Below are 24,667 nucleotides of genomic sequence, written 5' to 3'. Positions count from 1 at the left end.
CGAAGGCTTCCACCTTGCTGGCCATCCTTGCATTCGCCCTGCCATGCAACGCAACCAGGTTTCGAACATCCTGGCCGGTGCCTGCGCCCCAGTAACCTATCGTGGCCGGCCTGCGGCTTCCCTCCTCCTGCCGCGATTTCTCCCATTTCGTCCGGCTGGACGGACAGTTCGCATTCGGGGCACTTCGGCATACCGTTCGCCCCGGTGCGCGACCTGCGGTCACTCTTGGTCAGGAACGCAAAGGCGCCGGTCGCCCTGCAACTCTTGTTCCGCTGGTGATCCGTGTACTCCTCAAGACCCCCGTAGATCCGTCCTCCGTCGATCAGAGGCACCGTGTTGCACGTGGGGTTATTGGTGTCGGTGGTCCGCGGCGCAGGCCTGGGCTGGGGGCCCGGCGACGGCTGGGGGGTGGGACCCGGACGCGGTTCGGAGGACGAATCGCTGGAACTGGCCTCCTCCGCGGACGGCCGCAGCATGTCGCCCACGGCTTGCCCCGCGTCCTGAAGGCCCTGCCGGCCCTCCGGAGTCGCGGCGTAGAGGGAGAGCCCCAGGGCCCCCGCCGCCCAGTAGGCGAGCGCGGGAAGCGCGAACCAGTGGCCGTCGAGTTCGACGCCGCTCACCGGGTTTCCGCCGGTGAAGGCCTAGCGGTTGCTGGTGTAAAGGGTCCGCGCCCAGGCTCATGTCGGCGAGGGCGCCGTTGTACATGTCCCGGGTGGTGAAGCGGTTGAGGCCTGGGTTGTAGTCGCGGAAGCCCATGTCGTAGGTGCCGGACTGGGCGTCCCAGCGCTTGGCGTTGAAGCGGTAGGGGTTGTACTCCTCCTTGTCCGGCTGGCCGGCCTCGGGCTTGTCGATGCCGGTGAACTCGGTGGCGTCGTTGTTGCCGTAGGCGGTGTAGCCGTAGGTGGCCTTGGTGTCGCCGTTCTTGTCGGTCAGGGTCTCGACGTCGGTGTGGCTGTTGTAGCCGTAGTATCCGTCCTCGGTCGTCCCGTCGGTGTTGTGCTTGCTCTGCGACAGGCGCTCACCCCACGGGCTGTACTGGAACGACTTGGTCAGCGCGCCGGCGACCTTCTCGTCGAGGACCTCGCCGGACAGGCCCCGGTACTCGAAGTCGGTGGTCTTGCCGTCCGCCGTCTTCGACGCGGTGCGGTCCAGCGGGTCGAAGGTGTACGTCGTCGACTTCATCGCGCCGCCGGCGTCCGTCTTCTGGGACTCCACGACGTGGTCGAAGCCGTCGTACACGCTCCGCTCGATGACCTTGCCGCCGGAGATGACCGACTGCTGGCGCCCGAAGGGGGCGTAGGTGTAGTTGGCGCTGACGCCCGATGTCGTCGCGGTCAGCAGCCTGTTCCGGTCGTACTGGAACGTGGTGCTGGCGCCCTTGACGGTCTGGCTGATGACGTTGGCGTTGTCGTCGTGGACGTACGTCTCGGTACCGGCGCCGTTGCCCGTCTTGACCGACTTGGTGAGCCGGTCGGCCGGGTCGTAGGTGAAGTCGGTCGTGGAGTCGAGGTACGCCGAGCGGTTGTCGGCGTTCATCTTCTTCGCGACGTCCTGCGCCTTGTTGCCGTTGGCGTCGTAGGCGTAGGTGTGGGTGGCGACCAGCGTGGTGCCGTCCGCCTTCTTCTCCGTCGTCGACTTCAGCGCGGCGTCGAGGTAGTAGGTGTAGTCGACGGTGTTGTCGTTGGCCTTGGTCTCCCTCAGCTTCTGGCCGCGGTCCGTGTACGTGTACGACGTGACCTTGGGGGCGCTGTCCGTCGCGGACTTGCCGACGGACACCGTCTTGACCTTTTCCCGCAGGTCGTAGCTGTACTTGGAGAACTGGCTGGGGTGGGTGACCGTCTCCGACTGCCCGTTGGCGTCGTACGTGTACGACGTCGCCTTCTTCTCCACGCCGTACAGCGACTCCGTCACCTTCTGGACCTGGTTGAGGTCGGTGTAGGCGATGGCGTAGGCGTCGACCTTCGCCCCGGACGACGTGTCGTCGATCGACGTCAGGTTGCCGTTGACGTCGTAGGCGTAGTTGAAGGTCCGCTTCTCGGTGTCGGTCTCCGCGGAGTTGTCACCGCCCAGCTTGACCCCGTCCGCGACCACGACGCCGGCGCTGTTCTGCTCGAGCTTCAGCTTGGTGTCCTCGCCCTGCTTGAGGGCGTAGTTGCCGAGGCTGACCCAGGTGCCGGTACCGGCATTCTGGTCCTTGGTGACCGCAGGTTCGGTGGTCGTGCCGTGCGACAGCGTGTACTTCGCGGTCGTGGCGGCACCCGTCACCCTCGGGTACTTCACGTACGCGGTGTACGTGCCGTCCTTGGGGATGTCGAGCGTCCACGTGAAGGCGTCCGTGCCCGTACCGGCCGTGTGGGTGCGGTGGTCGTAGCCCTGCTGCCCGGTGATGTCCCCGGTGGCCCAAGTACCCGTGGAAGAGGTGTGCTGGGTGTCGGAGTTGTCCACCGGGACCACCGACTTGCCCACCGGAACACCGTCGTCGGAACGGGACTTGACCTTTCCGTCGGGGTAGAACGACCACGACATCGTGCGGTTGGAGGAGCCGCCCGCCGACGTCAAAGTCCTGGCCGTCTGCTGGCCCAGGGCGTTGTAGTCGTAGGTGGCGGCGATGTCCCACGGGTCCGTGGAGCTCTTCGTCCAGCCGTTGTCGAAGTAGGCGTACTCCGTGTTGTTGCGGACCGTCTGCCCCTCCGAGGGCGGCATCGAGGTCTTCGCGACCCGGCCCGCGTCGTCGTACACGGTCTCGGTGTAAACGTTGGGGTCGTTGTGGCGGGCGTCCGCCGGGTCGTACGGCTGGTACCGGCGCTTGGGCCGGTTCAGCGCGTCGTACTCGGTACGGGCGGTGAACGCCGTGGTCGTCCCCGCCTCGACGGCACGCGGGGTGATCACCTTGGGGGTGTTGCCGACCTGGTCGTACTCGTACCGGGTCGTGCGGTAGACGATCGGCGAGGTGCCGCTGCGCGGGACCTTGACCTCGGTCTGCTTGCCCCGCTCGTCGTAGCTGACGAGCGTGGTGTTGTTCTCGGCGTCCGTCGTGGAGACGACCAGGGAGTCCTTGTCATAGGCCTTCTTGCTGGTCTTGCCGATGGCGTCCGTGACCGTGGTGACCCGGTGGTTCAGGTCGTAGGCGGTCAGGGTGCTGTAGTCGGCCGTGTCGGACGTGGCGTTCTTCTTCGGGTCGACGACCTTGGTGGTGTTTCCCACGTTGTCGTACTCGTAGCTGACCTTGTCCCCGTTCGCGTTGGTGACGGAGGTGAGCTGGTAGATCTCGTTGTAGTAGTTGGTCGTGACGAAGTCCGTCGCGTCCGCCGTGGTCAGCGTGCCCTTCGGCTCGGTCGTCGTCTTGAGGTTGCCGACCTTGTCGTAGGTGTACGTCGTCTTCCGCTCGCCCGACGTCGTGGTGTACACGAATCAGGCCCGGTCTCCAATGAAGGAGACCGGGCCTGACCTGGTGTTTCAGCTGTCGGGGTGGCGGGATTTGAACCCACGACCTCTTCGTCCCGAAGCAACTTGAGTAGGCACTCCACCTTGGGCCCGGGCGCTGCTCACCTGCGGCGACCGTCCATGGGCGTCCGTGGGTGTCCGCCGCTGTGCGCGGGCGTTGTCACGCAGTAAGACACTCACCAACTATGCGGTGGTGTCGTAGGGCACGACTAAGTTGCCAGCATGACTTGCATCAGCGCGGCTCGACAAGGGCGCGTCGGCGACGGCGTATCGAAGGCACCTCCGGACAACCCGGTCTCCGTAAACACAGTGTCTGCGGCCGTCGGAAGCAACCGCCGCCGGCGGTGACGGCAAACCTGCCCGGTTTGTGGGTCCCCAAGGGGGCGAATAGCCTAGTCGCAGGGGGTCGGTTCGATCAGAGGGGCCGCCCATGAGTATGTACCGAAACCGCGCCTGGCGCGCGACGGGAGTCATCACCGCACTCGCTACGGCCGCCGCGATCGGCTTCGTCGCTCCGGCTCAGGCTCAGTCCACCGCGCAACTGAACGCGTACGTCAGTGACGGCTGGGGTGGCGGAACCATCACCAGCAACCCCGCCGGGATCAACTGCCACACGTCGGTGTGGGATCCGTACGGCGGTGACCCGGCGCCTGACCCGACCGGCACCTGCACTGCGAGCTTCCCAATCGGGACGACGGTCCACTTCAGCGCTACAGCTGACGCGGATTCATACGTCAACTTCCCCCCCGACCCAAATCCCGTGACCATACGGGTTGGCCACAACTACACGGGGGTTGTGTTCTGCCCGAACGACGGCCTCTGTTCCGCAGGCTAGTCGCCCGTAGCAGTTCGGTGTGTGGCCGCGCTGCCCCTCCACCTGAAGTGGCCTGGCTGATGGTCTTTTCACCGTGAAGACGGTGTATCCGCTGTTCATGTCTTCGGCCACCGCGTCCTCCACCGTCGACATCGCCTTCCGGTTCACGTCGCGGTACATCGGCGCCAGGTTTCGGATGTCCTCACCAGAGCCGTCGAACCGGTTGGCGATCAGGTGCCCCCGGTCCAGTGACCGGTTGCGAGCCAGTCGTTGAGTTCCGCGCTGACCTTGTTGGTAGTCAGGCCCTTGTCGTAGAGGGAGAGGGCGAGGCTTTCGCCCGCCGCACCGTGCGGTTCCCGCAGCTGCGCAACGTCGCGCAACTGACGGACCGCCAGTTGCACCTGGCGGTCCATCGCCTCGGAGTCCGGTTCGGTCGATGCCCGGCCCGTCACCAGGCAATCAACCCACTCTCATGTGCACCCCCGTCAGAACAGCGAGTTGTTGCCCCGCAGCCGACGCCGCAGGAACGAGGCGAAGTTCTGGTCCTCCAGGTGGGTGAGCGCGGTGCCGTCAGGCTCGATGTACGCGACCCGCCAGTCCTGGGGATCGCTCTTGATGGTGAGCCAGCCGAACGCCTTGCCCTCCACCTCCCCCCACTGCAGGAACCCTCGGCCCTCGTCCAGCCACCTCAGCCCGGATGCGACGGGGAACACTCCGGCACCGGCGATGACGCCGCCGGGGAACTCCCTCATGACTGCCAGGTAGTCCTCCGGGAGCGCGCCGAACGACTCCTTCACGGCCGGGTCCAGAAGCTCTTCCGCGTACTGCCGGACACCGGGGACACCAATACTCCGCACCTTGGTGACGATTTCCTCCACCGCGCCGATGTCCCGGTTCGCCAGCACCGTGGCAGTCGCGCGCTTGTCGTCGGCGACTTTCCACCACGATCCGGACTCGTATTCCTCGTATGTCTCGAATGCGGGAATTCCCTCGGGGCGTCCCAGCAGGGCCCGCGCGACAAACTCCGACGCGGAGAAAGGAAGGTCCAGCCACAGCTGGAAATCGGCATCCGTGAGGACGGTCGTCCAGTCCGCGGTATCAGGGGCGCTGGTGTCCCACAGCAGCACGCCATCATTGGCGGGACGGCCCCACGGAACCATGCCGTTGGGCTGTGGGTAGAGGGCAACCAGAGCTCCTGCTCGCGGCTACTCAGGGATTCCTGCATGTTCGCGACGCGCGGCGCGGTATCCCGCGTAAAGTCCTCCAGGGAGAGCACGGGCAGATCGGGCCGTGCGAGCAGCACGGAACCCGCGATCACCCCCTCCGGCAACGCCTGGACCAGCAGCTCGAAGTCCTCGGGGACTACCTGCCCGTACCCGCCCCCCTCCGGCCGCGTCGGAGCGTCGAGACCGAGCAGCCGGACGACGTCGAGATGATTCATCTATTTCCTCCTTGCACGGCATCGGCGGTGGGGCCGGCGGCCAACGGCCGCTCACCCCACCGCCTCGTCAGCTCGGGGGTGAGGCTGACGGGCTGGGCAATGTCGCAGCTCAGCGCATGCTGCGGGGTGATGACGGTGCCCCAGGGCAGCCGAACTGCCTCACCTCCACGCCTTCACCCGCGGCCTCGACCTGGAGCACGACGCCGTGACCACCGCACTGAACTGCCCGCATCACAATGGCCGCACCCAAGGCGTCAACACCAAGCCCAAGATGATCAAGCGCCCGACGTACGGACGCTCGGGATACGCGCTGCTGCGTCACCGGATCCTGCTCGCCTGATGTTGCCCTCCGTCACCACCGAATGTGCGACAGGGCCGAACGATTTACGGTCCCCTGCAGGCCCAACGACGGCAGGCGCCTTCGCTCACCAAACGGTTGGCACCCGCTCGTCGCCGGTCATGCGCGGAGATAGGTGAGGACGGCGAGGACGCGGCGGTGTCCCTGGCCGTCGAGGTGGAGGTCAAGTTTCTGGAGGATGTTGCTGACGTGCTTGTTGACTGCTGCTTCGGTGACGTACAGCTCGCGGGCGATGGCGGCGTTGGTGCGCCCCCCGGCCATCAGTGCAAGGACCTCGCGCTCTCGTGGGGTGAGGCGTTGCAGGGGATCGCGGCGGCGGTTGAGGAGTTGGCGGACCACTTCGGGGTCCACGACCGTCGCGCCCGCGGCGACCTGGGCGACCGCGTCGACGAACTCCCCGACGGCGCCGACTCGATCCTTGAGGAGGTAGCCGACCCCGGTGTCGCTGCCCAGGTCGAGCAGGTGGGTGGCGTAGGACTGCTCGATGTACTGGCTGAGTACCAGGACCGGCAGGGTGGGGCGCTCGTGGCGCAGGGCGACGGCAGCGCGCAGGCCGTCGTCGGTGTTGTCCGGTGGCATACGGACATCGGTGACGACGATGTCGGGGTCGTGCTCCCGCGCTGCGGTGATCAGGGCATCCGCGTCGCCGACGGCGGCGAGCACCTGGTGACCGAAGCGGGTGAGCACGCCGACGAGGCCGTCCCGCATCAGCACCGAGTCCTCGGCCACTACGACGGTCAGCGACACGGCAGCTCCACATGAACAAGGGTAGGCCCGCCCGGCGGGCTGGAGATACGGAGTCTGCCGTCCGCGGCGGCGACGCGGTCGGCCAGGCCGATCAGCCCGGTGCCCGCCTCCGGGGAAGCACCTCCGATGCCGTTGTCGCTGATGGAGAGAGCGAGGATGTCGGTGTGCAGGCGGGCGTGCACCTCAACTCGGGTCGCCTTGCTGTGCCTGGTGGTGTTGGTCAGGGCTTCGGCGATCACGAAGTACGCCGTGGTGTCCACGGAGAGCGGCAGCCGACGTGGCAGACGGATGTCGACCGTGACGGACATGGCGGAGCGAGCCGAGAGGTTCTCGACCGCTGCGGCCAGGCCGTGGTCGGTGAGGGCCTTCGGATGAACGCCACGACTGAGTTCACGCAACTCGTCGACAGCGAGCCCGACCTGCTCCTGAGCCTCGGCGAGTTGTCCGGCCAGCGGTGAGTCCGGCTCTGTGTCGAGGGCGGCCAGGCCGAGCATCACATTGAGGGAGACCAGCCGCTGCTGGGCCCCGTCGTGCAGGTCCCGCTCGATCCGGCGCCGCTCCGCATCGAAGGCATCGACCAGCCGGGCCCTGGAGGCCTGTACGTCGGTGAGCGCGCGGCCCAGTTCGCTGTCGCGCGGCGCCAGCATGAGACGCGTGACCGCGGCCCTCGCGCCGGCCCAGGCGGTGATGGTGTACGGCGCGGCGGCGAGCAGGCAGAGACCTACGATCACCAGCGGCCAGGCGCCGGGATCGTCGAGAGGCGACGTCATCACCAGCACGGGGACGACCAGGGCGAAGGCCAGGACGAGGAAGTCCATCCACCACAGAGCGGTCGCCGACACCGCCGTGAAGCCCAGCTCGCGCCAGGTCGCCGGCTCCCGCAGCCGGGTTCGCACCCATCCGACGAGTCCCGCGCGTTCGGGAGCCCGGTGCGGGTCCGGCACCGGGTCCAGGTCCACCAGGCGCAGGCGCCACCGCTCGAAGCGTGTGACGGCGACGCCGGACAGTGCCACACCTAGCAGGATCAGCGCCCCGACCAACATCACCAGCGAGACGATTCCCGCGACGAGCGAGACCACGAGGACGACGCTGGTGACGGCACCGAAGACGACACCGGACAGCAGGTATGCCAAGGACCGCCAGGGCCAGCTGGAGCCGAGCACCTTCAGCGGGTTCTGGCCGAGCGCCTGCCAGGCGGTCCGATGTCGCACCTTTCAACCCTAGCGAGCCGGAGATCTTGAAGCAGTAGTGCAAGCACTACCCCCTGGACTCGCGTGTGCGCCAGTGCGCCGAAGGGGGATGGACCGGTGCACTGGGTTCCATGAAGCTGTTCACTGTCCATGCCGGTACGGGTCGCCGACTCGGCACAGTGGTGGCCGCGCTCGGTATCGCGATCGCCGCTGCTGCCGTACCGGCCTCCTCGGCCGCACAGTCCACCGCCACCTTGGATGCGGCCTCGATCGACCGATTCGTACACGACTACCTGGAGCAGACCCGTCTGCCGGGCGCGGTGGTCGCCGTGACCAAGGGTGACCGGGTTGTCCACACCGCGGGGTATGGGCACACCGCGTCCAGACAGTCCATGACGGAGCGGACCCGCCTGCCTGTGGCATCACTGTCGAAGTCCATGACCGCACTCGCCGTCATGCAACTGGTCGAGGCGGGCAAAGTCGACCTGGACCAGCCTGTGCACCGCTATCTGCCCGAGTTCACCATGGCCGACCGGCGTTCCCAGGAGATCACCGTCCGGCAGGTCCTGACGCAGACCTCCGGTATGGCCGACTCCGCCTACCCGGATCTGACCCGCGCCCAACCGCACACCCTCAAGGAGGCCGTCGCCGCGATGCGTGAGGCGCACCTCGCCACCACGCCGGGCACCCGGCACCGTTACCACAACCCCAACTACTTCGTCGCGGCCCGCCTGGTCGAGGTGGTCAGCGGACAGCCTTTCGCAGACTACCTGTCCGCCAAGCTCTTCAAGCCGCTGAGCATGACTCACACCGCATCCGTCAACACGACCACCGAGATGCCCGACCAGGTCCGCGGCTATGTCCGCGCCTACGGCACAACGCTCTCCCGTGCTCACCCCCGCTGGTTCGCCGCCGGCAGCCATGGTGTCGTCACGACCGCGGACGACCTCGCCCAGTGGCTGATCGCCCAGAACAACCAGGGCATGTCAGCCGACGGCCGCCGCATCGCCGCCGCACGCACCGTCCGGCTCATGCACACCCCACCGGAAGTGCCGGGCGACACGGACTACGCGATGGGCTGGGCACGGTACCGGCACGACGACGAGACCGAGGAAATCCAGCACAACGGCCAGCTCCTGACCCACAACTCCACGGCTACCCTGCTGCCCTGCGGCAGGGTCGGCATCGCGGTCGTCACCAACACCGGCATGATCTCCGGAGACGACGCCGCCCAGATCTCGCTGGGCCTCGTCGACCTCGCGCGGGGCAAGAGCCCCGAGGTGGCACAGCCCTTCTCGATGACGGCCGACTGGGCCCTGGCGGCGCTGACCCTACTGGCGACGGGCCTCGGCATCCGGGGCGTCCTCCGGGCCCATCGATGGGCGCGGCACACCGCTCAGCGACCGTGGTGGCGTACAGCCCTGTGGTTGCTGCCCCATGCGCTCCCGGTCCTCCTCCTCACCCAACTCGCCTCGCTTCTGGGCCTGCTGATGAACCGGTCCGGAACCCTGGCACAGACCACCTACGCCTGGCCGGCCCTGGTCGTATGCGCAGCGGCCGGTGGCCTCGCCTCCATCTCGGTCATCACCGCCCGGGCCCTCGCCCTGTTCCGCTACCGCCAACACGCCCGGCACGGGGCCGAGGGCGACGAGGGCGACGAGGGCGACGAACCACTCGGCACAGGGGACGAGCATGAGGCCCTCCGCCCCGCCTGACGCCTGATCCCCACCACGAGGCCAATACCGACGGGCAGGTGACACGCGGTCCCGGAAGGGTTCGGGCGGACCTCCGCCCACATCGGGGCACACGGCACCAGCCTCAATACCGGGACCTGGACGGCGGCCGCGGCAGGTGTGGCGCAAGGGCTGGTCAGGGCGAGGGCGACGTCCGCCGGTCGGGCACATCCAGGTGAGTGATCCAGTACGAGCACTGTTCGGAACCTGCTCGGCTCACGGTCGTAGGACTCACGATCGATCGATCCTGAACCTTTGGGCCGATGCCGCGGGGGTCACCCCTACATACGCTGCCTCAGCCAGGACATAACCAATGACGAGGAGCGTTCCATGCCCGCCACCGGCCAGAGCCACATCCGCATCGCCCGGCCGTCGCGTGACCTCGCCGCGGCGGAACACTTCTGGGTCAGCGGGCTCGGTCTGAGCGTACTGTTCCGAGCGGAGAACGCAGGCAGCCCGGACAAACACGATCTGTTGATGGTCGGCTGGCCAGACGCCTCCTGGCACCTTGAACTCGTCCACGACACCGCCGTTGATCCGAGGCCTACCGAAGAAGACCTGCTCGTCGTCTACCTCGACGAGCAAGTACCGCAAACGCTGCTCTCCCGCCTGGAAGCCCATGGCGGCAAGCGCGTGCAGGCTCGAAACCCCTACTGGGACACCTGGGGTGCCAGCATCGAAGACCCGGACGGCTATCGGTTGGTCCTCAGTACCCGCAGCTGGACCAACTCCTGACCCCCAGAGATTGAGACCGCACGAGCCTCTGCCGGTTCTGGATGTCAGCCGTCAGGATCTCTTGGGGGGCGGATGCGTGGAGGCGGGCGGCGCAGGCATGGCCGCCGCCATCCGCCTCGGCCCGGATGGCCATCTTCCTCTTACGGTTGCGCGTCATGCGTGCTCGTCATCCCGTGCAGTCCCACGTCCCGCACTTCGGTGTCCAAGCACAGATGATTGATCAGAGAGATTCGACAGATCCTTGTCCGCCGGCGCTGCTCGTCACGTGGGGACGCACAGCATCGGAGTCGGGCGGTGAAAAACGCCGCACTGACCGAGGCGAGGCAACTCGCCGCCGGACAACCTGTCCGTGGCCGAAGGCCCCGCGGCGATGGGATGGCCACGCCGTGGTCCTTGGCCGCCATCACTCAGAACCCGGCCGTGCGGTTCCAGCCGCCAAGAGCGTCGTCTCCATGCTTCTGCGATCTCTCTCAGAAGATGCAGCCGCCCAGCTCAGGGGCCATACAGCGCGTCAACGACGGAGAGTCGCCGATTCGCCCCTTTCTCACAAAATGCATCCCCACAGGTCAGAGAGCCGCCGTTCCGACACGTCATGCATTCCTGCTGAAACGGCACACCCGGCGGCTGGGCGTGTCCCGCCACCGTCTCACCCGCCGCGGCCGGATCGAGGTGCGCGCCTACCCCCTGCGGCAGGTCCTCGCCGACGTCGAGCAGGGCTACCGGGGCAGTGAGGAGTACCGGGCCAACTTCGCCCGACTGGTGGCCGATGAGGCCGCACGAGCCAGCCGCCCACCGCTGCCCGCACCCGGGATCCCCGCCTGCGCGGGCGTCGGTCCCCTGCTGTGGCACCGGTACCAGGGAGGCGAGCCACTCGTCGAGCGGCACTGGCTGTCCCGCTGAGAAGACGGTCCGGGCCCGGACGAGGGCGGCGTCGATGTCGCCAGTGTCGGCCTGCGCCCGGCGAAGCCGTTGCGCGCCGGCGAGCGGCCGCGCCGACCGGTCGTGGGCCGGGGCTTCGGCACGGAGGCGGAACCAGTGGAAGCCGGGCGACCGGGGGGTTACGTCTCGTCGACGTGCTGCAAGACGACGGTGCGGCGTACGCCTGCCTCCAGCATGGCCTGGGCCCGGTGCTGTCCGTTGATGTAGCCGGTCTCGCTGGCGGGCTGGATCGCGTCCGCGATGCTGAACAGGGTGGCCAGCGCCTCGGTCTGCCACCGGGTGGCGCCGGCCGCGGCCGCGTGGGCGGTGGCGAACTGTCGTCGGCCCCCCATGGGGCGAAACCTTCAAAACGGCGAACGCCTCAGGCCGGTTGATCTGGCGCGCGAGCACGGTCTGTCCACGCAGGCGATCAGGAACTACGAGGAGGCCGGCATCCTTCCGGCCGCCGGTCGCACACCCCACGGCTGCACCTACACCCCGCTACACGCCCAGGCCCTGCGTGCGTTTCTTGCCCTGGTGCCCGGCCACGGCCACCAGACGGCGACGTCGATCATGCGGCCCGTGAACCAGGGCGCGGTCGATGGGGCGTTCCATCTCATCGACGAGAGCCACGCCCAGCTCCTCGATGACCGGCGGACCCTCCAGGCCGTGGAGAGCGCCCTCCGCGACCTGGAGCCCACCACGGCGCCCGAGCCGGGTGTGGGGTCCGAGCCAGCCGCGGTGTCCGGGCCCGGCGACACGTTCATCGGGCCGCTGGCAGGGAAGCTAGGAGTCCGGCCCGCGACGCTGCGCAAATGGGAGCGCGCCGGGCTGGTGCGCCCGCGCCGCGACCCGCGGACCGGGTACCGCGTCTATGACGAGGCCGCCGTACGATGCGCCCTGATCAGCCGGGTCCCGCCGCTGTCCCGGCCAGAGGTCAGCAGGCCGCAGGCATTCTTGACGGGCCCATGGATGTCAGGAGTTGCGCGGAGTCACGAGGCCGGATTCGTAGGCGAGTACCACGAGTTGGGCGCGGTCGCGGGCGTGGAGTTTGGTCATGGCCCGGTTGATGTGGGTCTTCGCGGTCAGCGGGCTGATCACCATGCGGTCGGCGATCTCGTCGTTGGACAGGCCGTGCGCGACCAAGGCGACGGCTTCGCGTTCGCGGCTGGTCAGCTCGTCCAGCCCGGTGCCGCCGTGAGCAGGGAGCGGCTGGGTGACGTACCGGTTGATCAGTTTGCGGGTGATGGAGGGTGCGAGGAGGGCGTCGCCGCGAGCGGCGACGCGTACGGCGTGCAGGAGGTCTTCCGGGACGATGTCCTTGACGAGGAATCCGGCGGCTCCGGCGCGCAGCGCGTCGAGGACGTACTCGTCCATGCCGTAGTTGGTGAGGATGACGACGTGCACCTGGGCGAGGGCCGGGTCGGCGACGATGCGTCGGGTGGCCTCGATGCCGTCGACGACCGGCATCTGGATGTCGATCAGCGCAACGTCCGGCAGATGCTGCTGGGTGAGCGCCAGGCCCGCCTCGCCGTCGGCGGCCTCGGCCACCACCTCGATGTCGTCTTCGAGGTCGAGCAGTGCACGGAATCCGCTGCGGATGAGGGGCTGGTCGTCGACCAGCAGGACACGGATCATGACTCTCGCTCCACGGGGAGTTCGGCCTGGACGGTGAAGCCTCGCTCGCCGCACGGGCCGGCGTGCAGTCGGCCGCCGAGGGCGGTGACACGTTCGCGCATCCCGAGCAGCCCCAGGCCGGGCGTCACCGCCGTGTCCGGGGTGGCCTTGCCGTCGTCGTCGACCTGGATGGCGAGTGAGTCGGCCCGGTATGCGATGCGGACCGAAGCGGTCGCGGCCGAGGCGTGACGGGCGATGTTGGTCAGTGACTCCTGCACGATCCGGTAGGCGGTGCGGCCCACTGCCGCCGGCACGTCGGGCCGCGGTCCCTCGATGATCAGCGTCGCCTCCAGCCCGGCCCTGCTCGCCTGCTCCACCAGGTCCGGAATGTGGTCGAGCCCGCGGGGCGGGGCGGTGTCGTCGTCGCGCAGCGCTTCCAGGGTGGCGCGCAGTTCCCGGGTCGCCTCCCGTCCAGCTTCCTGGATCGCCAGCAGGGCTTCGGAGACGTGTTCGCCGCGCCTGCGGGCCACGTGGACGGCGACTTCCGCCTGCACCTTGATGATCGAGATCTGGTGGGTGAGCGAGTCGTGCAGCTCTCGCGCGATGTGCAGCCGCTCCTCGTCGGCGCGGCGTCGCGCGGTCTCCTCCCGGGCTCGCTCGGCTTCGTCTGCCCGCCGCTCGGCCTGGCGCAGCGCCTCACCCGCGGCAAACGCGGCGATCAACCAGGCAATCTCGAGAACGTGTCGGGCCTGCGCCAACGCCTCGCTCGCAGGCCCATCGCGCAGGAGCAAGGCAGTGAGGTGGAGAACGGCCAGCAAGGTCACGGACGCCGCCACGGTGAGGGCGCGGTGCCCGGCCCTCACGGCCGCGTACACCGCGACCAGGTACGCGACGGAGAGCACGTGGAAGCCGGCCGCCTGATACCCCACCGCGCACAGCCCGGTGACGGCCAAGACGGCCAACGGAGCGCGGCGACGCGCGGCCAGCGCCAGGCCGCCGGCCGCAAGAAGTGCGTAGCCGAGCACGTCAGGGTCCGTGTTGGGGTGCTCCCCGGACAGCCCGGTGCCCAGCAGCAGGACCGCCACGCCGAGGGCGACCGCCCAGTCTCCGACACCGGCCGGGACACGGAACCGCCCACCGAACCGTCCTATGTCCATGCGCGCACCCTAGCCGGATGTCGCTGCGGGCAAGTCCCGCTCGCGGACGAGCGGCCACCTACCGCACACGCAGTACTTTTCGCCGCGCCTGCCGCACCCGCGGCAGCGCAAAGTGCCTGCGTCTGCGGGACGACCGACGGTGCAGTCGGCAGACATTCTCAAGTCACAGCGAAATCCAGGAACTTGCCGGGTACGAAGGAGGAGAGCGTCATGAGCACAGCACAAGCCCTGATGGTGGCCGTCGAGGGCGGAGTCATCGGCGACGGGCGGACCGGGGCCAACCTGGCCCTCGGGGTAGGGCTGCTCGGCGTGGCCATCGGCTGGCTGGCCCTGGCCCGCGTCGCCAGCCGTATCAACACCGGCAACGCGCGTGCCGGAGCCATGTCAGCCATGACGGTGGGGCTGGTCGGCACGTTCCTCGCAGTGCTGCACCTGGCCACCTCCAGCGGTGGTCCCGGCACCGGCAACGGGCTCGTCGGAGCCATCGTGGCCATCCCGTTGGGGCTGCTCGCCATGTTCCTCGGCCGCCGCGCGCTGACCCGTTCCCGCCGCACCGTAGCGACCGGCTGACCGCAGCGCGTACGAGCTCTGGTCTACGCCGCAGGGTCCCTCTTATTGCATGTCACGGTACCCCTGTGCGCCTCTCCGGGCGTGGCGGCAGTGGTGAAGCGCGTGACGGGACTTCGCGGCCCGAGTGGAAGGGCAGGCCCTGCCCTGGCGCCACGCCCGGTCCGGCGCGGGGCGCGAGAACGGGCCGTGGGCCTTCGGTCGCCGTCCTGAGGAGGGCAGCTCTGACCGGTTCGGCCGCACGGCGCAGTCGTTCACGATGCCGTATCGGGTCAGCCGCGAAGAAAGTCGAGCACCTGCTGCACGAAGACCTCGTGGTACTGGAAGAGGGCGCCGTGGCCGGAGTCGGGGTAGATGGAGAGCTTGGCGTTGGGCAGCAGTTCGGCGAGGCGGACGGTGCTGGCGGCCGGCCACATCGCGTCGTTGTCGCCGTTGACGACCAGGGCGGGCTGCTGCACGGCGGCCAGGTCCTCGGAGGTGTTGCTCTGCTCCCACTTGGCGAGTGCGGTGAGCTGGGCGCCGACGGCTTCGTTGGAGATCGGGGCGTCACGGTCCTCGTCGGTGCGCTGGTTCAGGCGGTTGAGGAACGCGTCGGCCTGGCCGGCGGGGTGCTGCTCGAAGAAGAGGTGGTGCTTGGGGTGCCTGCCCTCGGCGCCGGCCTTGCCGATGGCCTCCTGCAGGACGGCGCCCATGCCCGCGGGTCCCTCCAGGTTGGCGGGCGTGGTGCCGGCCAGGACGATACGGCGCACCCGGTCGGGGTACCGCAGGGTGGTGACCTGGGCAACGATCCCGCCGAGGGAGAAGCCGAGCAGGTCGACCTTGTCCAGGCCGAGGGCGTCGAGGAAGGCGGCGACGTCGTCGGCCATGGCCTCGAAGTTGTCGGGAGTGGTACCGCCGGAACGGCCGACGCCGCGCAGGTCCACCGCGATCACGCGCCGCTCGGTCGCGAGGCCGTCAAGGACGGCGGGGTCCCAGTCGTCCAGGACCGCGGTCACGTGGTGCAGCAGCACCAGGGGGACACCGTTGCCGTCGCCGAGCTCACGGTAGGGGAAGGGGGTGCCGTCGACCTGCACGGACTTGGTGGGGGTGTTCGTTGCGGACATCTTGCCGACCCCATGGGTGTCGACCTGATCGCGGCGGCGGCCGGGGTCTCCAAGCGGAGCCTCTATCAGCGTTTCCCGAGCAAGGACGACTTGATCGCCGCCTACCTCCCGGTGGCCACGGACAAGTTCCTCGAGCTGGTGCTGCCGCCCGCCGAGGCGTGTGCGTCTCCGGCAGAGGCCATCCTGGAGGTGTTCGTCGCCTCTCAGCGGGCAGCCACGGAACCGGGCTTCCGCGGCTGCCCGGTGCTCAATGCGAGCGCAGAGATATGCGACCCGGCCCATCCCCTGCGTGCGGAGGCGGTCGCCTACAAGAACCAGCTGCACGAGTATTTCGCCACGTATGCGGAGGCTGCCGGGGCCGAGAGCCCCGATCTGCTCGCGGAGCAGCTGGTCATTCTGTTCGACGGCGCGATGACGCACACGACGGTGCGGTGCCTGCCGTTCCTTGACAGCGTGCACACGACCGCACGGATGCTGCTCGGCGCACACGGCGTGACCGTCCCGGTCGAACCGGCAGCGGCGCACTGACCCCTGCTGACCAGCAGGCCCGCGACTGGGCCGTGTGCCGGTGAGTTTCGACGAGTCGAACCTCGTGCCGTGCGCCGGGTTGCTGACCCCGCGCTTCTTGCCAAGCTGACCCCTGGCAGAACTTGTCGAGAGCCGTGTGCACTTGCAGTCCCACGGAGCTCACGGCGGAGCGAAGGCGCTGACGGTCGTCGGGGCGGAGCCGGCCGGGGGCGACTCGATCGACGACACCGCCTTGCTGCGGGCAGGTGCGGCTGGTCAGACCACTTCTTGTCGGATAGGGGTGCGACTGTCCGGCCGACGGCGGCAGCCCCCGCAAACTGGATCCGACACCGGGCCTCGAGCTCAGGCAGGGTTCGTCATCGACAAGATCCATATTGCCGACCACTACGCCCAACGGCGACTACGACAGCGGCTTCACGGAGAGCCATGATCCGCCGGTCGGCACCGGAGCCTTCGCCAGCCTCGACAACGTCTGAACCAACGCGGACGGCTTCAACCAGCTCGCGGGCACCGGCGTCGGCGCCGATATGGCGGTCGGCCCACGGGTAGGTGGACATCCTGGGCGGATCGGCCATGAAATCCGAGGACGAATGGTCGCACGGTACCGAACGACGAATGGAGCAGCATGTCTGACAACGAGGCGTTCCTGCTGGGCCCGGCAAACTTCTCCGGACGGCCGCCGGTCCGGCTGGTGGTGGAGGGCGTCGTCGTAGGCATCGTAACCGCCGGTTTGGTCGCGGGTGCCGCGGTGACGGGTGTACTGACCGGCGTCGACACGGTGGGCACCGTAGTCGGTGTCGTCGTAGGCCTGGCCGCCGGCTGGTATCTCCTCTCGACGAACGCGGGACGTGTCCTGGCCGCCGCGGTCGCCCTGTTCGGCGGGGCCCTTGCCTGGTGGATACCGGGCCAGACCGCGCAGGCCGTCCTCGCGGCCCGCGGCGAGAGCCGTACGGTGGTGGTGACCGAGGTCCACGTCCACCGCTACGAGGGACGGAACTACGTCAAGAACTCCTGCTCGGTACGCCTCCTTGACGGCAGCCCGGTCCCGACCGAAGCCTGGCGCACGTGTGGCGCCACCGCGCGCACAAGCCAGCACCTCACGATGGTCTTCGACCCGGAGGACGCCGTCCCGCCGACCGACCGTATCCTTCCTGCCACCGCCACCGAGGCCCTCGCGGGGCCGGCGGCGGCGACTCTGGCCCTCGCGGCGCTGTGCTGCGTCGCGGTGATCCGATCCCAGCCGTGACCACTCAGGTCATCCGTTCCCCCAGTGACTCCGGGCACACTCGCGGCGCTGCCGGGGCACCGTGCCAAGCCTCGATCCTCACGCTCGACCCCAAGTCGCCCATTCCATGCGGATGTTGGCACGAACCTCCCTCTCTCAGACGCGCCGGCCTCGGGGAGGGGCACCTGGCATCTCTTCCCGCGGGTGGCGAGGGAAAGGGTGTCCTTCGCGCCGAGCGCGACCTCTGGACCTCGCCCGCGTTCCAGGCGATCTCAGTGTCGTCGGTAAGCGGGGTCGCCGGTGTCGTCGTCCAGGCCGACGAAGCCGAGGTTGCGATCGCGGCGAGGCCAGCCTCGCGGAGCCGGTCGACCAGGTCGTCGTGGCGGCAGGCGGTGATCTCCGAGCCGCGGGCCGGGCGGACGGTGGAGGTCCACAACAGCCGTCCCTGTACGTCGGTCAGGGCGATGACCAGCAGCCCGTGCCGTTTGTGCTTGGCTGACCAGCGGCGGCCCATCGGGATGCCGGTGCGGCGCTGGGTGGGTATCAGCGAGCCGTCGAGCAGCACGACGCTGCCACCCTCGCGGGCGATTTTCGCCAGGACGCGCTCCAGGCGTGCTGCCCGCGCGGCGAGCAGTTCGATCATCTCCCTCAGCCACCGGTCCACAGTGGAGCGTGAGACGTGGTTGCCGCCAGCGAGGTCGGCCAGGCGCTGGTCATGCCGCAGTGCGGCCAGCACGATCACCGTGATCTGGCCGGTCGGTCACTTCCGCCACCGGGAGCGGATCTTCTTCAAGTGGGCGCTCAGCAGCCTGGTCAGGCAGCGCATGGTCTGAGTGGACAGCGGCAGCCGGCACTGGTAGGCAAGCTCGGTATGGTCCCCGGCCGGGGTCTTGGTTGTAGGCATACCTCCCCAACCCTGGCCGGGGGCACGCCGGTTACGGCCGGGCGGGCGCGGATCACGGCCGGGTGGTGAAGGTGCCGTTGGGTAGTTTGTGCAGTCAGCCCCGGGCGGCCAGCTTCGACAGCTTCCCCCGCAACGGCTCCAGCCGGCCTGGCACCGAGGCGTCGATTCCCAGCTCGGCGCCGACGTCCTTGACCATCACCGGCCCGCCCGCGGCCTTCACGATCTCAAGCATCCGCTGGTCGTCACCGCTGGTCGTCACCGGGCAGCCAGGACGCATCCGGCGCCTCCCGGCAGTGCGGCACCTTCAGCACCGACCGACCCGCGACCTGCACCCGCTGCGGTGGACCGGCGTCCGGCCCGGCCGTGGCCGACTCGGCTTCCTGCTCGTACAGACGCCGCAGCACCCGCTCCGCGACCGCGAGTTCCTCTCGTTCAGCGTCCACCTCAGCCAGCTGTTTGGCCAGCGTCTCGGCAAGCCGGTCCAGCTCAGCGCGGCGAGCTGCGATCTTCTCCAGCGACGACACGGTTCCCCTCCGAAAATGACGCGACACCCCCGCCCGCGATCGTAGAAACCCCGCCGCCCGAGGTGCGGCCAAAGCCGGAAACCCCATCCCCGACCTGTCAGATGATCTACGCGCCAGACACCCCGCCCCCGACCAGGGCGAGTACGCCACCGGTCTCTCACGCCAGCACCGCTGACCAGCGAGGATTCAGGTTGTGCAGTCCTCTCTGAAGGAGGGCGAGTGCTGCTCTTCACTCCCCCGGCGGTTGCCGCCGGCACCTGAGACGGACTATCTGCCCACTGCGGCGCAATCCTAGTAGGGTCCTGGCGTGCCGCTTTCTACTGCCCCGAAGCAACCCACGTCTCGGGGCATGCTCTCGTCGCTGCCGCGACCGCGTACACGTCGCCAGCGTCTCACCACCGCCATCGGAGCCAGTCTCGTCGTGATCGCCGGGGGTACGTGGCTGCTGCTGGGCACCGGGCCCCAACCCGGAGACCACGCCCCCATGCCCATATGCGCCGTCGACGGCTTCACCCTGCGCGCCGACGTAGACGCGGACGGACACCTGGACGAGATCAACGAGGGCACCACCTCAGTCGTCTTCCAGAGAGACGATCACCAGACCACCGTCAGGGTCGACGATGCCCGCGGGTTTTGGCAGAAGCTGCGAGGCGCATCGAAGGACGACATGGCGACGCGGGGAGCCTTCGGCGACTTCGACGGCGACGGTTACCTCGACTTGGCCATCTTCTACAGTCAGCGCGACGAGGGCGACTCACCGCGAGACAACATGGTGGTGCACGAGGCGCATTATGGGCCTCTTGCGCGCGACCTGAGCAGCGACCGGACCGGCACCATCCGACTTGGGTCATCATCGTTCGTGCACGAAGCACGGGCCATCGACACCAACCACGACGGCCGCGCCGAGCTGGAGGTCTTCCAGTCGGGCGGGGACGGCTCCGTCTCCCGCTACATCGGCCGGCAGGACAGGGGCGGCGTGTCCGTAAGCCGTAAGGAGACCGACTCCTATGGCGTGTCGGACCGGCCCTACCGCGAACCCAACGCCCTCGCCTACGGCACCTGCGACGATCGCTAGTGCGCCAGTTCACCCACTGAGGACTGCACAACCTGAATCCTCGCTGGGCAGCGGTGCTGGCGTGCGAGACCGGTGGCGTACTCGCCCTGGTCGGGGATCGCCGGCCTCGCCGCGATCGCGGACCTCGGCTTCGTCGGCCTGGACGACGACACCGGCGACCCCGCAGTGATCACCGGCTACAAGAAGCCGAAGGGCAAGAAGCTCCCGCCCGCCAAGAAGCTGGTCAACCAACTGATCGCCGCAGAACGGGCAGTGTGCGAGCACGCGTTCGCGCACCTGAAGAACTGGGCGCGTGCTGACAAAGCTCCGCCTCGACGTGAAGTGGGCCACCCGGCTCGTCCGCGCGCTGCTGGTCCTCAACCAGCACGAGATCGCCCGCTGACAGACGATCTTCACACCAGACAGGCCCCGACGACCAGCACCAGCACGGCATCACCCACCCACACCACCCCCATGATCTGCACGTTCAGGATGAACACAACTCAATGCAGACCGGAGAGCCACACACTCTACCAGCAAGATCATTACCAGCTACGGCAGAACTCACAGTTCAGGCTTCACGTAGGCAAGACATGAGTACGCATTCAGAGCGCGAACTCACAGGGTGGCCGACCTCGCTCGCCTCCTTCCCGCTGGGACAGTGGACCGCCGGCGGGTGTTACGCATCGTCGGATGCAAGGTATCCGGCGCCACCGACATCGAGTTTCGAGGGTGTGGAATGTCAGTCGAGGACTTCGGTGACGGGCCAGATGCCACACGATGGCCGGTACGGAGAGGCAGCCACCTCAACCCGCGAAGCGCCGCACTCGCGGGGATGGTCTCGGGTCCGGACGCCAGTATCAGGCGCTTGCCGGTCACCAGCGAGACGCTGACGCGGCTCACCCCGGCCATGCGGTGTACGTCGATGGCCGAGACATCCGCCCAGCGGATGTGGCGCTCCCGTTGGCCGAAGGCCGACAGCGCCACCAGGTACTCGGGGGTCAGCTGGGCGCCGCCGGAATGTGGCAGGATGAGCGCGCCGACGACACCCAACGCTGCCGTATACGCGCAGGCACGCAGTTCTGCGACCGTCATGGGGTCGGCTGCCCACCGTAGGCCCAGGTAGACCAGGCCCGTCGCCAGGACCATCCCCACGACGAGCGGGACGGCGAACTGCCCAGCACTCGGCGGGAATTCGACGGCCTCTTCCGTTGTCGGCACGGTGGCTTCATTTCCCTCCTCAGGCGGATGGGCGCAAGAGACGTGCTCCGCCTTCTGCCGTCAGCCGCCATCGCTCATGCACGTGAGCGCCCGCGAGCCAGGCAGTGCCTTGTCCATCCACGACCAGGCGGGGGCGATGTCCGCTCCCTGGTACCAGTCCACGGGCTCGTCGGGGAGTTCGGACAGGCTCACCAACATCCGGGAACCGGGCACGGGGCGTGGCGCCACGTCGTCGTGGTCGTGGTCGAAGGTGAGAGTGAAGGTCAGCCGCGCGGGGCCGTCGGCGGGCTTCAGGCGGCGGTCGACGTCCAGCACCACGCGGATCTCCCCGTCGGTGCCGACGGGTTCGACCGCTCGGACTGTGCCCTCGGCGATGATCCTCGCGCAGGCCACGATCCCCTCCGGGGTGAGCTTCCCCAGGCCCCCCGATTCCCCGCCGCTCATGGCAGCCTGCCGTGCGATGCCGACGCCCGCGACGGTGACCACACCCACCACGACTGCGGCCAGGCACAGCACAAGCGCCCTGCGTCGGCGCCAGCTGCCAGCTGCAGCCGCGGGCGGTGGCTGGGCGGCGAAGGTGTCGCCGATCAGCCGTAGGTGCGTCCGCAGCAGCGCGATATCGGCGAGCGCGGCCGCGTACTCCTCGCCCTCCGCGTCCGCCGACGGCGCGTCCGTGAGCGCCGACATCAGCGCCTCGTCCTCGACCCCGCCCATCGTCACACCACCTCCTTGGTGTGCAGCCGGCCGCGCAGCGCGCGAACGGCGGTGTGCAGCCGGCTCTTGACCGTGCCCTCCGGAACGCCCAGCGCCGCGGCGATCTCCGCCACCGGCAGGTCGGCGTAGAATCGCAGCGTCAAAACCTGCCGCTGCTGGGGCGACAGGTGGTGCAACCCGTCGGCGATCGCCAGGGCAAGCACATGCGCCTCTCCCCCGCCATGCCGGGACTCGCCCCGGGGCGCCAGCGCCGCGAGCCGCTCGCTCAGCCGCGCCTGTCTGCGCCGCGAACGGTGCCAGTCCATCGCCACGTTGGAGGCCGCCACGGCAGCCCACGCCCCCGGGTCCCGCAACGGCTCGCGGCCGCCGGCCCGATACTCCAGCAGCTTCAGCCGCACCTGCTGCACCCCGTCCTGCAGATCGCCCGTGGGCACCCCGCCGAGCGCCAGGACCGCCCGCACGCGATCGATCTGCGCCGGCGTCAGGGGGTCCTCGTCCCCAGGCCGGGATCTCCGTCTCAGCAGCGCCACGCCCCTCCCCTTCCGCGATTTCCCCTATGACGCGGCAGAGGAGGAAAACGTTCACCTGGTATTTGTCGAGGTCCCCCGCGAGCTCCTCACCCGTTTCGCACCCCACGAGTGACGTGCCCGACCTGATCACCGGCGAGGCGTTCGGACGCCTCTTCGAGGGCTTCGAGCACACCGCATGGCGGCTGGAAACCCGAACTCTCTACACCGTCGATAAGGAGCAGGAGCCCTTCGCCCGCCACCGGCGCGGCCAGGACCCCGGCACGGACTGGTTCCAGCCGTGGCTCGACACCATGCGCCGCGGCATCGAGCAAGACAAGCTGATCGAGCGCGTTCGCATCGTCCCCGAAGTCCTGACCGCCTACCTCGAGTTCGAGCTGTGGCTCTGCCAGTTCAACGTCCATGTCGACGAGGACATCCGCTACCTGCCCCAGGACCAGGCAGACAAGCTGGGGCTGCCCGACTACGACTACTAGCTCTTCGACTCCCGCCGCCTCGGGCGCATGCACTTCACCGACAAGGGCGTGCCCCTCGGCACCCAGATCATCGAGGACCCCGCCGAGGTCGTCCGGCACAGCCGGCCACTCCTCTTCCACCCCGCCCTCTGGGCGATTGCGGACGTGCCCCAGACCAGCTTGCCGTCCGGCGAAGAGGCGGCCGACCCCTGTCCGCGTGAGCGTGGTAGAACTCGTCGGCGTACTTGGCGAAGGAAGCGTGGGCCACTTCACACACCCCTGTCCGACCAGCAGCCATGTCGGCCATCCCACCGCACCGCGCCCGACCGGTCCACCGCCCGCAGCGCGTGCACGCCGGCGAACACGGCCACGTCACCGCCGGGGACACTGCCACCGAGCCGAACCCGAGCGGCCACGGCGCCGGAATGCGTACCTCCGGCCCACCTTCGTCCAGGCCGCGGACCACCACCTCGGTGTCACCCCGCTGCACCAGCAGCCTGCGCCCGCCAGGACAGCACCTGCAGGTCCTCCGCCCGACCGGGGCCGAGAGGGCGGCGACGGCGGCCAGGAGACGGGCGGCGACAGACACGGGACGGGCCCCCAGCGGATGGTGCGGACGAGGCGTGTGGGATCGTTCCACAGTTCTCAACAAGGGGCTCACTGAGCGGAGTTACGAGATGGCGGAGCAGAACGGCTCGGGCGGGTACACCCCTCACTGGCTACGCCCCGGCCAGTGGGGCGAAGAAGGCGTACGCGACCTGCCCGCCCTTGACGCCCCCGAGGTGGCAGCCCGGCCCGCCCGGGTACGGGAGGCCCTCGAGGTGGCCCAAACCCACGGACTGCCGGTCGACGAGTCGATGTGCTGGCCGGGGACCGCCGAGCAGCCCTTCTCACGGCTGGGGGACCGCTTCTGGAGGCTGGCGGTGGACGAGGAGTCACACTCCCCCGAATTCGTCCTCGACGAGCACGGGCACGTGTGGGCGCTCGCGGAGGGCGTCGACCCCGCCGAGCGCTTCGTCAACTCCTCCGTGATCGCCTTCCTCGACGCCCTCGCCGCCTGGGAGTACCGCTGCGAGCACGTCGACGACTTCGACGACCTGGAGCCGGACGACCCCGACTCGGACGACGACCCCGCCGGGGAGGCCCGGGCCGCCTTCAGCCTGGAGATCCGGGACCGCCTGCGCGAGCTCGACCCTCCCGCCTTCGAGATGGACACCTGGTGGGATCGGGTCTACGAAGAGGTGGAGTACGACGCGATCTGACAGGCAGTTCTCATGAGCGAGATCGAGCCCCTGGTAAGCGGACTTGATCTTGGCCGATTTATCCCTACCAGAGGCTTCGCTGCTGTCCGCACACGGCCTTCCCCGCCCCGCTCACACACCGTCACACCCCTTTGCTGGCACCAGCTCACTCAGCGCGAGCGTCACACCAAAAGCTGGCAAGCAGCAACAGGGCCGCCGAGCCCGCCGGCGCCGAGGTCAGGAACTACACCCGGCATCGACGGTTCATGCATGTCGAAGCCATAACCAGACGGCGGCAGGCATGTGGCCCTATCCGATGGTCGCGGTGCGCTGGGCGATGACGAAGACACCGGAACAGGCGGCGGTCGATCGTGGCCGGGGCGAGGAACAGCCCCGGCTTGTAGCCGGGCTGGACCCAGCACCACTTGGGCGGCTGGAGGAGCACGGAGT

At 68.7% G+C, this 24,667-nt stretch carries 26 protein-coding genes and 3 pseudogenes; 12 read left to right on the top strand and 17 right to left on the bottom strand.

Annotated features, from left to right (window positions below):
- Window positions 1–348: 348 nt before the first annotated feature.
- The 4 genes from ABT078_RS17770 to ABT078_RS17755 all read right to left on the bottom strand — a co-directional run bounded on the left by ABT078_RS17770 (window position 349) and on the right by ABT078_RS17755 (window position 5,385).
- The gene (locus ABT078_RS17770) at window positions 349–3,408 is read right to left on the bottom strand and encodes a golvesin C-terminal-like domain-containing protein (protein WP_351228638.1); all 3,060 of its coding nucleotides are present in this window, start codon (window positions 3,406–3,408) and stop codon (window positions 349–351) included.
- Window positions 3,409–4,171: 763 nt separating this feature from the next.
- Window positions 4,172–4,507, bottom strand: a complete 336-nt coding sequence (locus tag ABT078_RS17765; RefSeq protein WP_351228727.1) for a DNA/RNA non-specific endonuclease — start codon at window positions 4,505–4,507, stop codon at window positions 4,172–4,174.
- Window positions 4,489–4,710: a hypothetical protein gene (locus ABT078_RS17760; RefSeq protein ID WP_351228735.1), complete on the bottom strand. Its 222-nt coding sequence runs from the start codon at window positions 4,708–4,710 to the stop codon at window positions 4,489–4,491. Before ABT078_RS17760 ends, ABT078_RS17765 begins: the two co-directional genes overlap by 19 nt.
- 33 nt (window positions 4,711–4,743) lie before the next feature.
- Window positions 4,744–5,385 (bottom strand): hypothetical protein, encoded by a 642-nt coding sequence (locus tag ABT078_RS17755; RefSeq protein WP_351228636.1) that lies wholly within the window; start codon window positions 5,383–5,385, stop codon window positions 4,744–4,746.
- 456 nt (window positions 5,386–5,841) lie between these two features.
- On the opposite strand from ABT078_RS17755, the pseudogene ABT078_RS17750 reads away from it, so the two are divergent.
- Window positions 5,842–6,039, top strand: a pseudogene (locus ABT078_RS17750) (ISL3 family transposase); the annotation flags it as partial.
- A 117-nt stretch (window positions 6,040–6,156) separates the two neighbouring features.
- On the opposite strand, the gene ABT078_RS17745 reads toward ABT078_RS17750, so the two are convergent.
- Together ABT078_RS17745 and ABT078_RS17740 are read right to left on the bottom strand one after the other, a co-directional pair.
- Entirely contained in the window at window positions 6,157–6,804 is a 648-nt protein-coding gene (locus tag ABT078_RS17745) for a response regulator (protein ID WP_351228634.1), read from the bottom strand.
- Complete coding sequence (locus ABT078_RS17740) at window positions 6,795–8,015, bottom strand: sensor histidine kinase (protein WP_351228632.1); 1,221 nt, start codon at window positions 8,013–8,015, stop codon at window positions 6,795–6,797. Before ABT078_RS17740 ends, ABT078_RS17745 begins: the two co-directional genes overlap by 10 nt.
- Before the next feature lie 110 nt (window positions 8,016–8,125).
- Between ABT078_RS17740 and ABT078_RS17735 the strand changes: the two genes are divergently transcribed.
- The 3 genes from ABT078_RS17735 (at window position 8,126) to ABT078_RS17725 (ending at window position 11,362) form a co-directional block, all read left to right on the top strand.
- Window positions 8,126–9,709 carry a serine hydrolase domain-containing protein gene (locus ABT078_RS17735; RefSeq protein WP_351228630.1) on the top strand — a complete coding sequence of 528 codons (1,584 nt, stop codon included), beginning with the start codon at window positions 8,126–8,128 and terminating at the stop codon, window positions 9,707–9,709.
- A 348-nt stretch (window positions 9,710–10,057) separates the two neighbouring features.
- Entirely contained in the window at window positions 10,058–10,462 is a 405-nt protein-coding gene (locus tag ABT078_RS17730) for a VOC family protein (RefSeq protein WP_351228628.1), read from the top strand.
- A gap of 630 nt (window positions 10,463–11,092) precedes the next feature.
- The gene (locus ABT078_RS17725) at window positions 11,093–11,362 is read left to right on the top strand and encodes a hypothetical protein (RefSeq protein ID WP_351228626.1); all 270 of its coding nucleotides are present in this window, start codon (window positions 11,093–11,095) and stop codon (window positions 11,360–11,362) included.
- Window positions 11,363–11,520: 158 nt separating this feature from the next.
- Here the strand turns inward: ABT078_RS17725 and ABT078_RS17720 are convergent, their stop codons facing one another.
- The gene (locus ABT078_RS17720; protein WP_351228624.1) at window positions 11,521–11,733 is read right to left on the bottom strand and encodes a hypothetical protein; all 213 of its coding nucleotides are present in this window, start codon (window positions 11,731–11,733) and stop codon (window positions 11,521–11,523) included.
- Between ABT078_RS17720 and ABT078_RS17715 the strand changes: the two are divergent.
- A pseudogene (locus ABT078_RS17715) lies at window positions 11,732–12,289 on the top strand (MerR family DNA-binding transcriptional regulator); the annotation flags it as partial. The gene ABT078_RS17720 and the pseudogene ABT078_RS17715 overlap by 2 nt on opposite strands.
- 66 nt (window positions 12,290–12,355) lie before the next feature.
- Here the strand turns inward: ABT078_RS17715 and ABT078_RS17710 are convergent.
- Both ABT078_RS17710 and ABT078_RS17705 read right to left on the bottom strand, forming a co-directional pair.
- Window positions 12,356–13,018: a response regulator gene (locus ABT078_RS17710; RefSeq protein ID WP_351228622.1), complete on the bottom strand. Its 663-nt coding sequence runs from the start codon at window positions 13,016–13,018 to the stop codon at window positions 12,356–12,358.
- A complete protein-coding gene (locus ABT078_RS17705; protein ID WP_351228620.1) occupies window positions 13,015–14,154 on the bottom strand; it encodes a sensor histidine kinase in 1,140 nt (379 codons plus the stop codon). Before ABT078_RS17705 ends, ABT078_RS17710 begins: the two co-directional genes overlap by 4 nt.
- A 210-nt stretch (window positions 14,155–14,364) precedes the next feature.
- On the opposite strand from ABT078_RS17705, the gene ABT078_RS17700 reads away from it, so the two are divergent.
- Entirely contained in the window at window positions 14,365–14,724 is a 360-nt protein-coding gene (locus ABT078_RS17700) for a DUF6223 family protein (protein WP_351228618.1), read from the top strand.
- A gap of 269 nt (window positions 14,725–14,993) precedes the next feature.
- Here ABT078_RS17700 and ABT078_RS17695 read toward each other — a convergent pair whose 3' ends face one another.
- Window positions 14,994–15,824, bottom strand: coding sequence for an alpha/beta fold hydrolase (locus tag ABT078_RS17695; RefSeq protein WP_351228616.1), 831 nt, complete (start codon window positions 15,822–15,824; stop codon window positions 14,994–14,996).
- A 12-nt stretch (window positions 15,825–15,836) separates the two neighbouring features.
- On the opposite strand from ABT078_RS17695, the gene ABT078_RS17690 reads away from it, so the two are divergent.
- Both ABT078_RS17690 and ABT078_RS17685 read left to right on the top strand, forming a co-directional pair.
- Window positions 15,837–16,352: a TetR/AcrR family transcriptional regulator gene (locus ABT078_RS17690; protein WP_351228614.1), complete on the top strand. Its 516-nt coding sequence runs from the start codon at window positions 15,837–15,839 to the stop codon at window positions 16,350–16,352.
- A 625-nt stretch (window positions 16,353–16,977) separates the two neighbouring features.
- Entirely contained in the window at window positions 16,978–17,598 is a 621-nt protein-coding gene (locus ABT078_RS17685; RefSeq protein ID WP_351228612.1) for a hypothetical protein, read from the top strand.
- Between the two features lie 4 nt (window positions 17,599–17,602).
- On the opposite strand, the gene ABT078_RS17680 is transcribed toward ABT078_RS17685, so the two are convergent.
- From ABT078_RS17680 to ABT078_RS17665, 4 genes are all read right to left on the bottom strand, one after another.
- Entirely contained in the window at window positions 17,603–18,313 is a 711-nt protein-coding gene (locus ABT078_RS17680; protein WP_351228610.1) for a hypothetical protein, read from the bottom strand.
- A gap of 24 nt (window positions 18,314–18,337) precedes the next feature.
- The gene (locus ABT078_RS17675; protein WP_351228608.1) at window positions 18,338–18,481 is read right to left on the bottom strand and encodes a hypothetical protein; all 144 of its coding nucleotides are present in this window, start codon (window positions 18,479–18,481) and stop codon (window positions 18,338–18,340) included.
- Between the two features lie 94 nt (window positions 18,482–18,575).
- Window positions 18,576–18,713, bottom strand: a complete 138-nt coding sequence (locus ABT078_RS17670) for a hypothetical protein (protein WP_351228606.1) — start codon at window positions 18,711–18,713, stop codon at window positions 18,576–18,578.
- A gap of 10 nt (window positions 18,714–18,723) precedes the next feature.
- Window positions 18,724–19,005, bottom strand: coding sequence for a hypothetical protein (locus ABT078_RS17665; RefSeq protein WP_351228604.1), 282 nt, complete (start codon window positions 19,003–19,005; stop codon window positions 18,724–18,726).
- A 349-nt stretch (window positions 19,006–19,354) separates the two neighbouring features.
- On the opposite strand from ABT078_RS17665, the gene ABT078_RS17660 reads away from it, so the two are divergent.
- Both ABT078_RS17660 and ABT078_RS17655 read left to right on the top strand, forming a co-directional pair.
- Window positions 19,355–20,080 (top strand): FG-GAP repeat domain-containing protein, encoded by a 726-nt coding sequence (locus tag ABT078_RS17660; protein WP_351228602.1) that lies wholly within the window; start codon window positions 19,355–19,357, stop codon window positions 20,078–20,080.
- A gap of 72 nt (window positions 20,081–20,152) precedes the next feature.
- Window positions 20,153–20,311: pseudogene (locus ABT078_RS17655) on the top strand (hypothetical protein); the annotation flags it as partial.
- A 366-nt stretch (window positions 20,312–20,677) separates the two neighbouring features.
- Here the strand turns inward: ABT078_RS17655 and ABT078_RS17650 are convergent.
- From ABT078_RS17650 to ABT078_RS17640, 3 genes are read right to left on the bottom strand one after another with little or no spacing between them, the layout of a single operon-like run.
- Window positions 20,678–21,280: a hypothetical protein gene (locus ABT078_RS17650; RefSeq protein ID WP_351228600.1), complete on the bottom strand. Its 603-nt coding sequence runs from the start codon at window positions 21,278–21,280 to the stop codon at window positions 20,678–20,680.
- A 60-nt stretch (window positions 21,281–21,340) separates the two neighbouring features.
- Window positions 21,341–22,000 carry a hypothetical protein gene (locus tag ABT078_RS17645; protein ID WP_351228598.1) on the bottom strand — a complete coding sequence of 220 codons (660 nt, stop codon included), beginning with the start codon at window positions 21,998–22,000 and terminating at the stop codon, window positions 21,341–21,343.
- The gene (locus ABT078_RS17640; RefSeq protein ID WP_351228596.1) at window positions 21,997–22,524 is read right to left on the bottom strand and encodes an RNA polymerase sigma factor; all 528 of its coding nucleotides are present in this window, start codon (window positions 22,522–22,524) and stop codon (window positions 21,997–21,999) included. Before ABT078_RS17640 ends, ABT078_RS17645 begins: the two co-directional genes overlap by 4 nt.
- A 113-nt stretch (window positions 22,525–22,637) precedes the next feature.
- Here ABT078_RS17640 and ABT078_RS17635 point away from each other — a divergent pair, with 113 nt between their 5' ends.
- Entirely contained in the window at window positions 22,638–22,997 is a 360-nt protein-coding gene (locus ABT078_RS17635) for a DUF6879 family protein (RefSeq protein WP_351228594.1), read from the top strand.
- A 656-nt stretch (window positions 22,998–23,653) separates the two neighbouring features.
- Window positions 23,654–24,238, top strand: a complete 585-nt coding sequence (locus ABT078_RS17630) for an SUKH-4 family immunity protein (protein ID WP_351228592.1) — start codon at window positions 23,654–23,656, stop codon at window positions 24,236–24,238.
- Window positions 24,239–24,667 lie beyond the last annotated feature (429 nt).

This window comes from Streptomyces sp. NPDC002133 (assembly GCF_040296405.1).
GTDB lineage: Bacteria > Actinomycetota > Actinomycetes > Streptomycetales > Streptomycetaceae > Streptomyces.
Note: the sequence above shows the minus strand (reverse complement) of the source record. Positions and strands in the feature narration are given on the sequence as shown.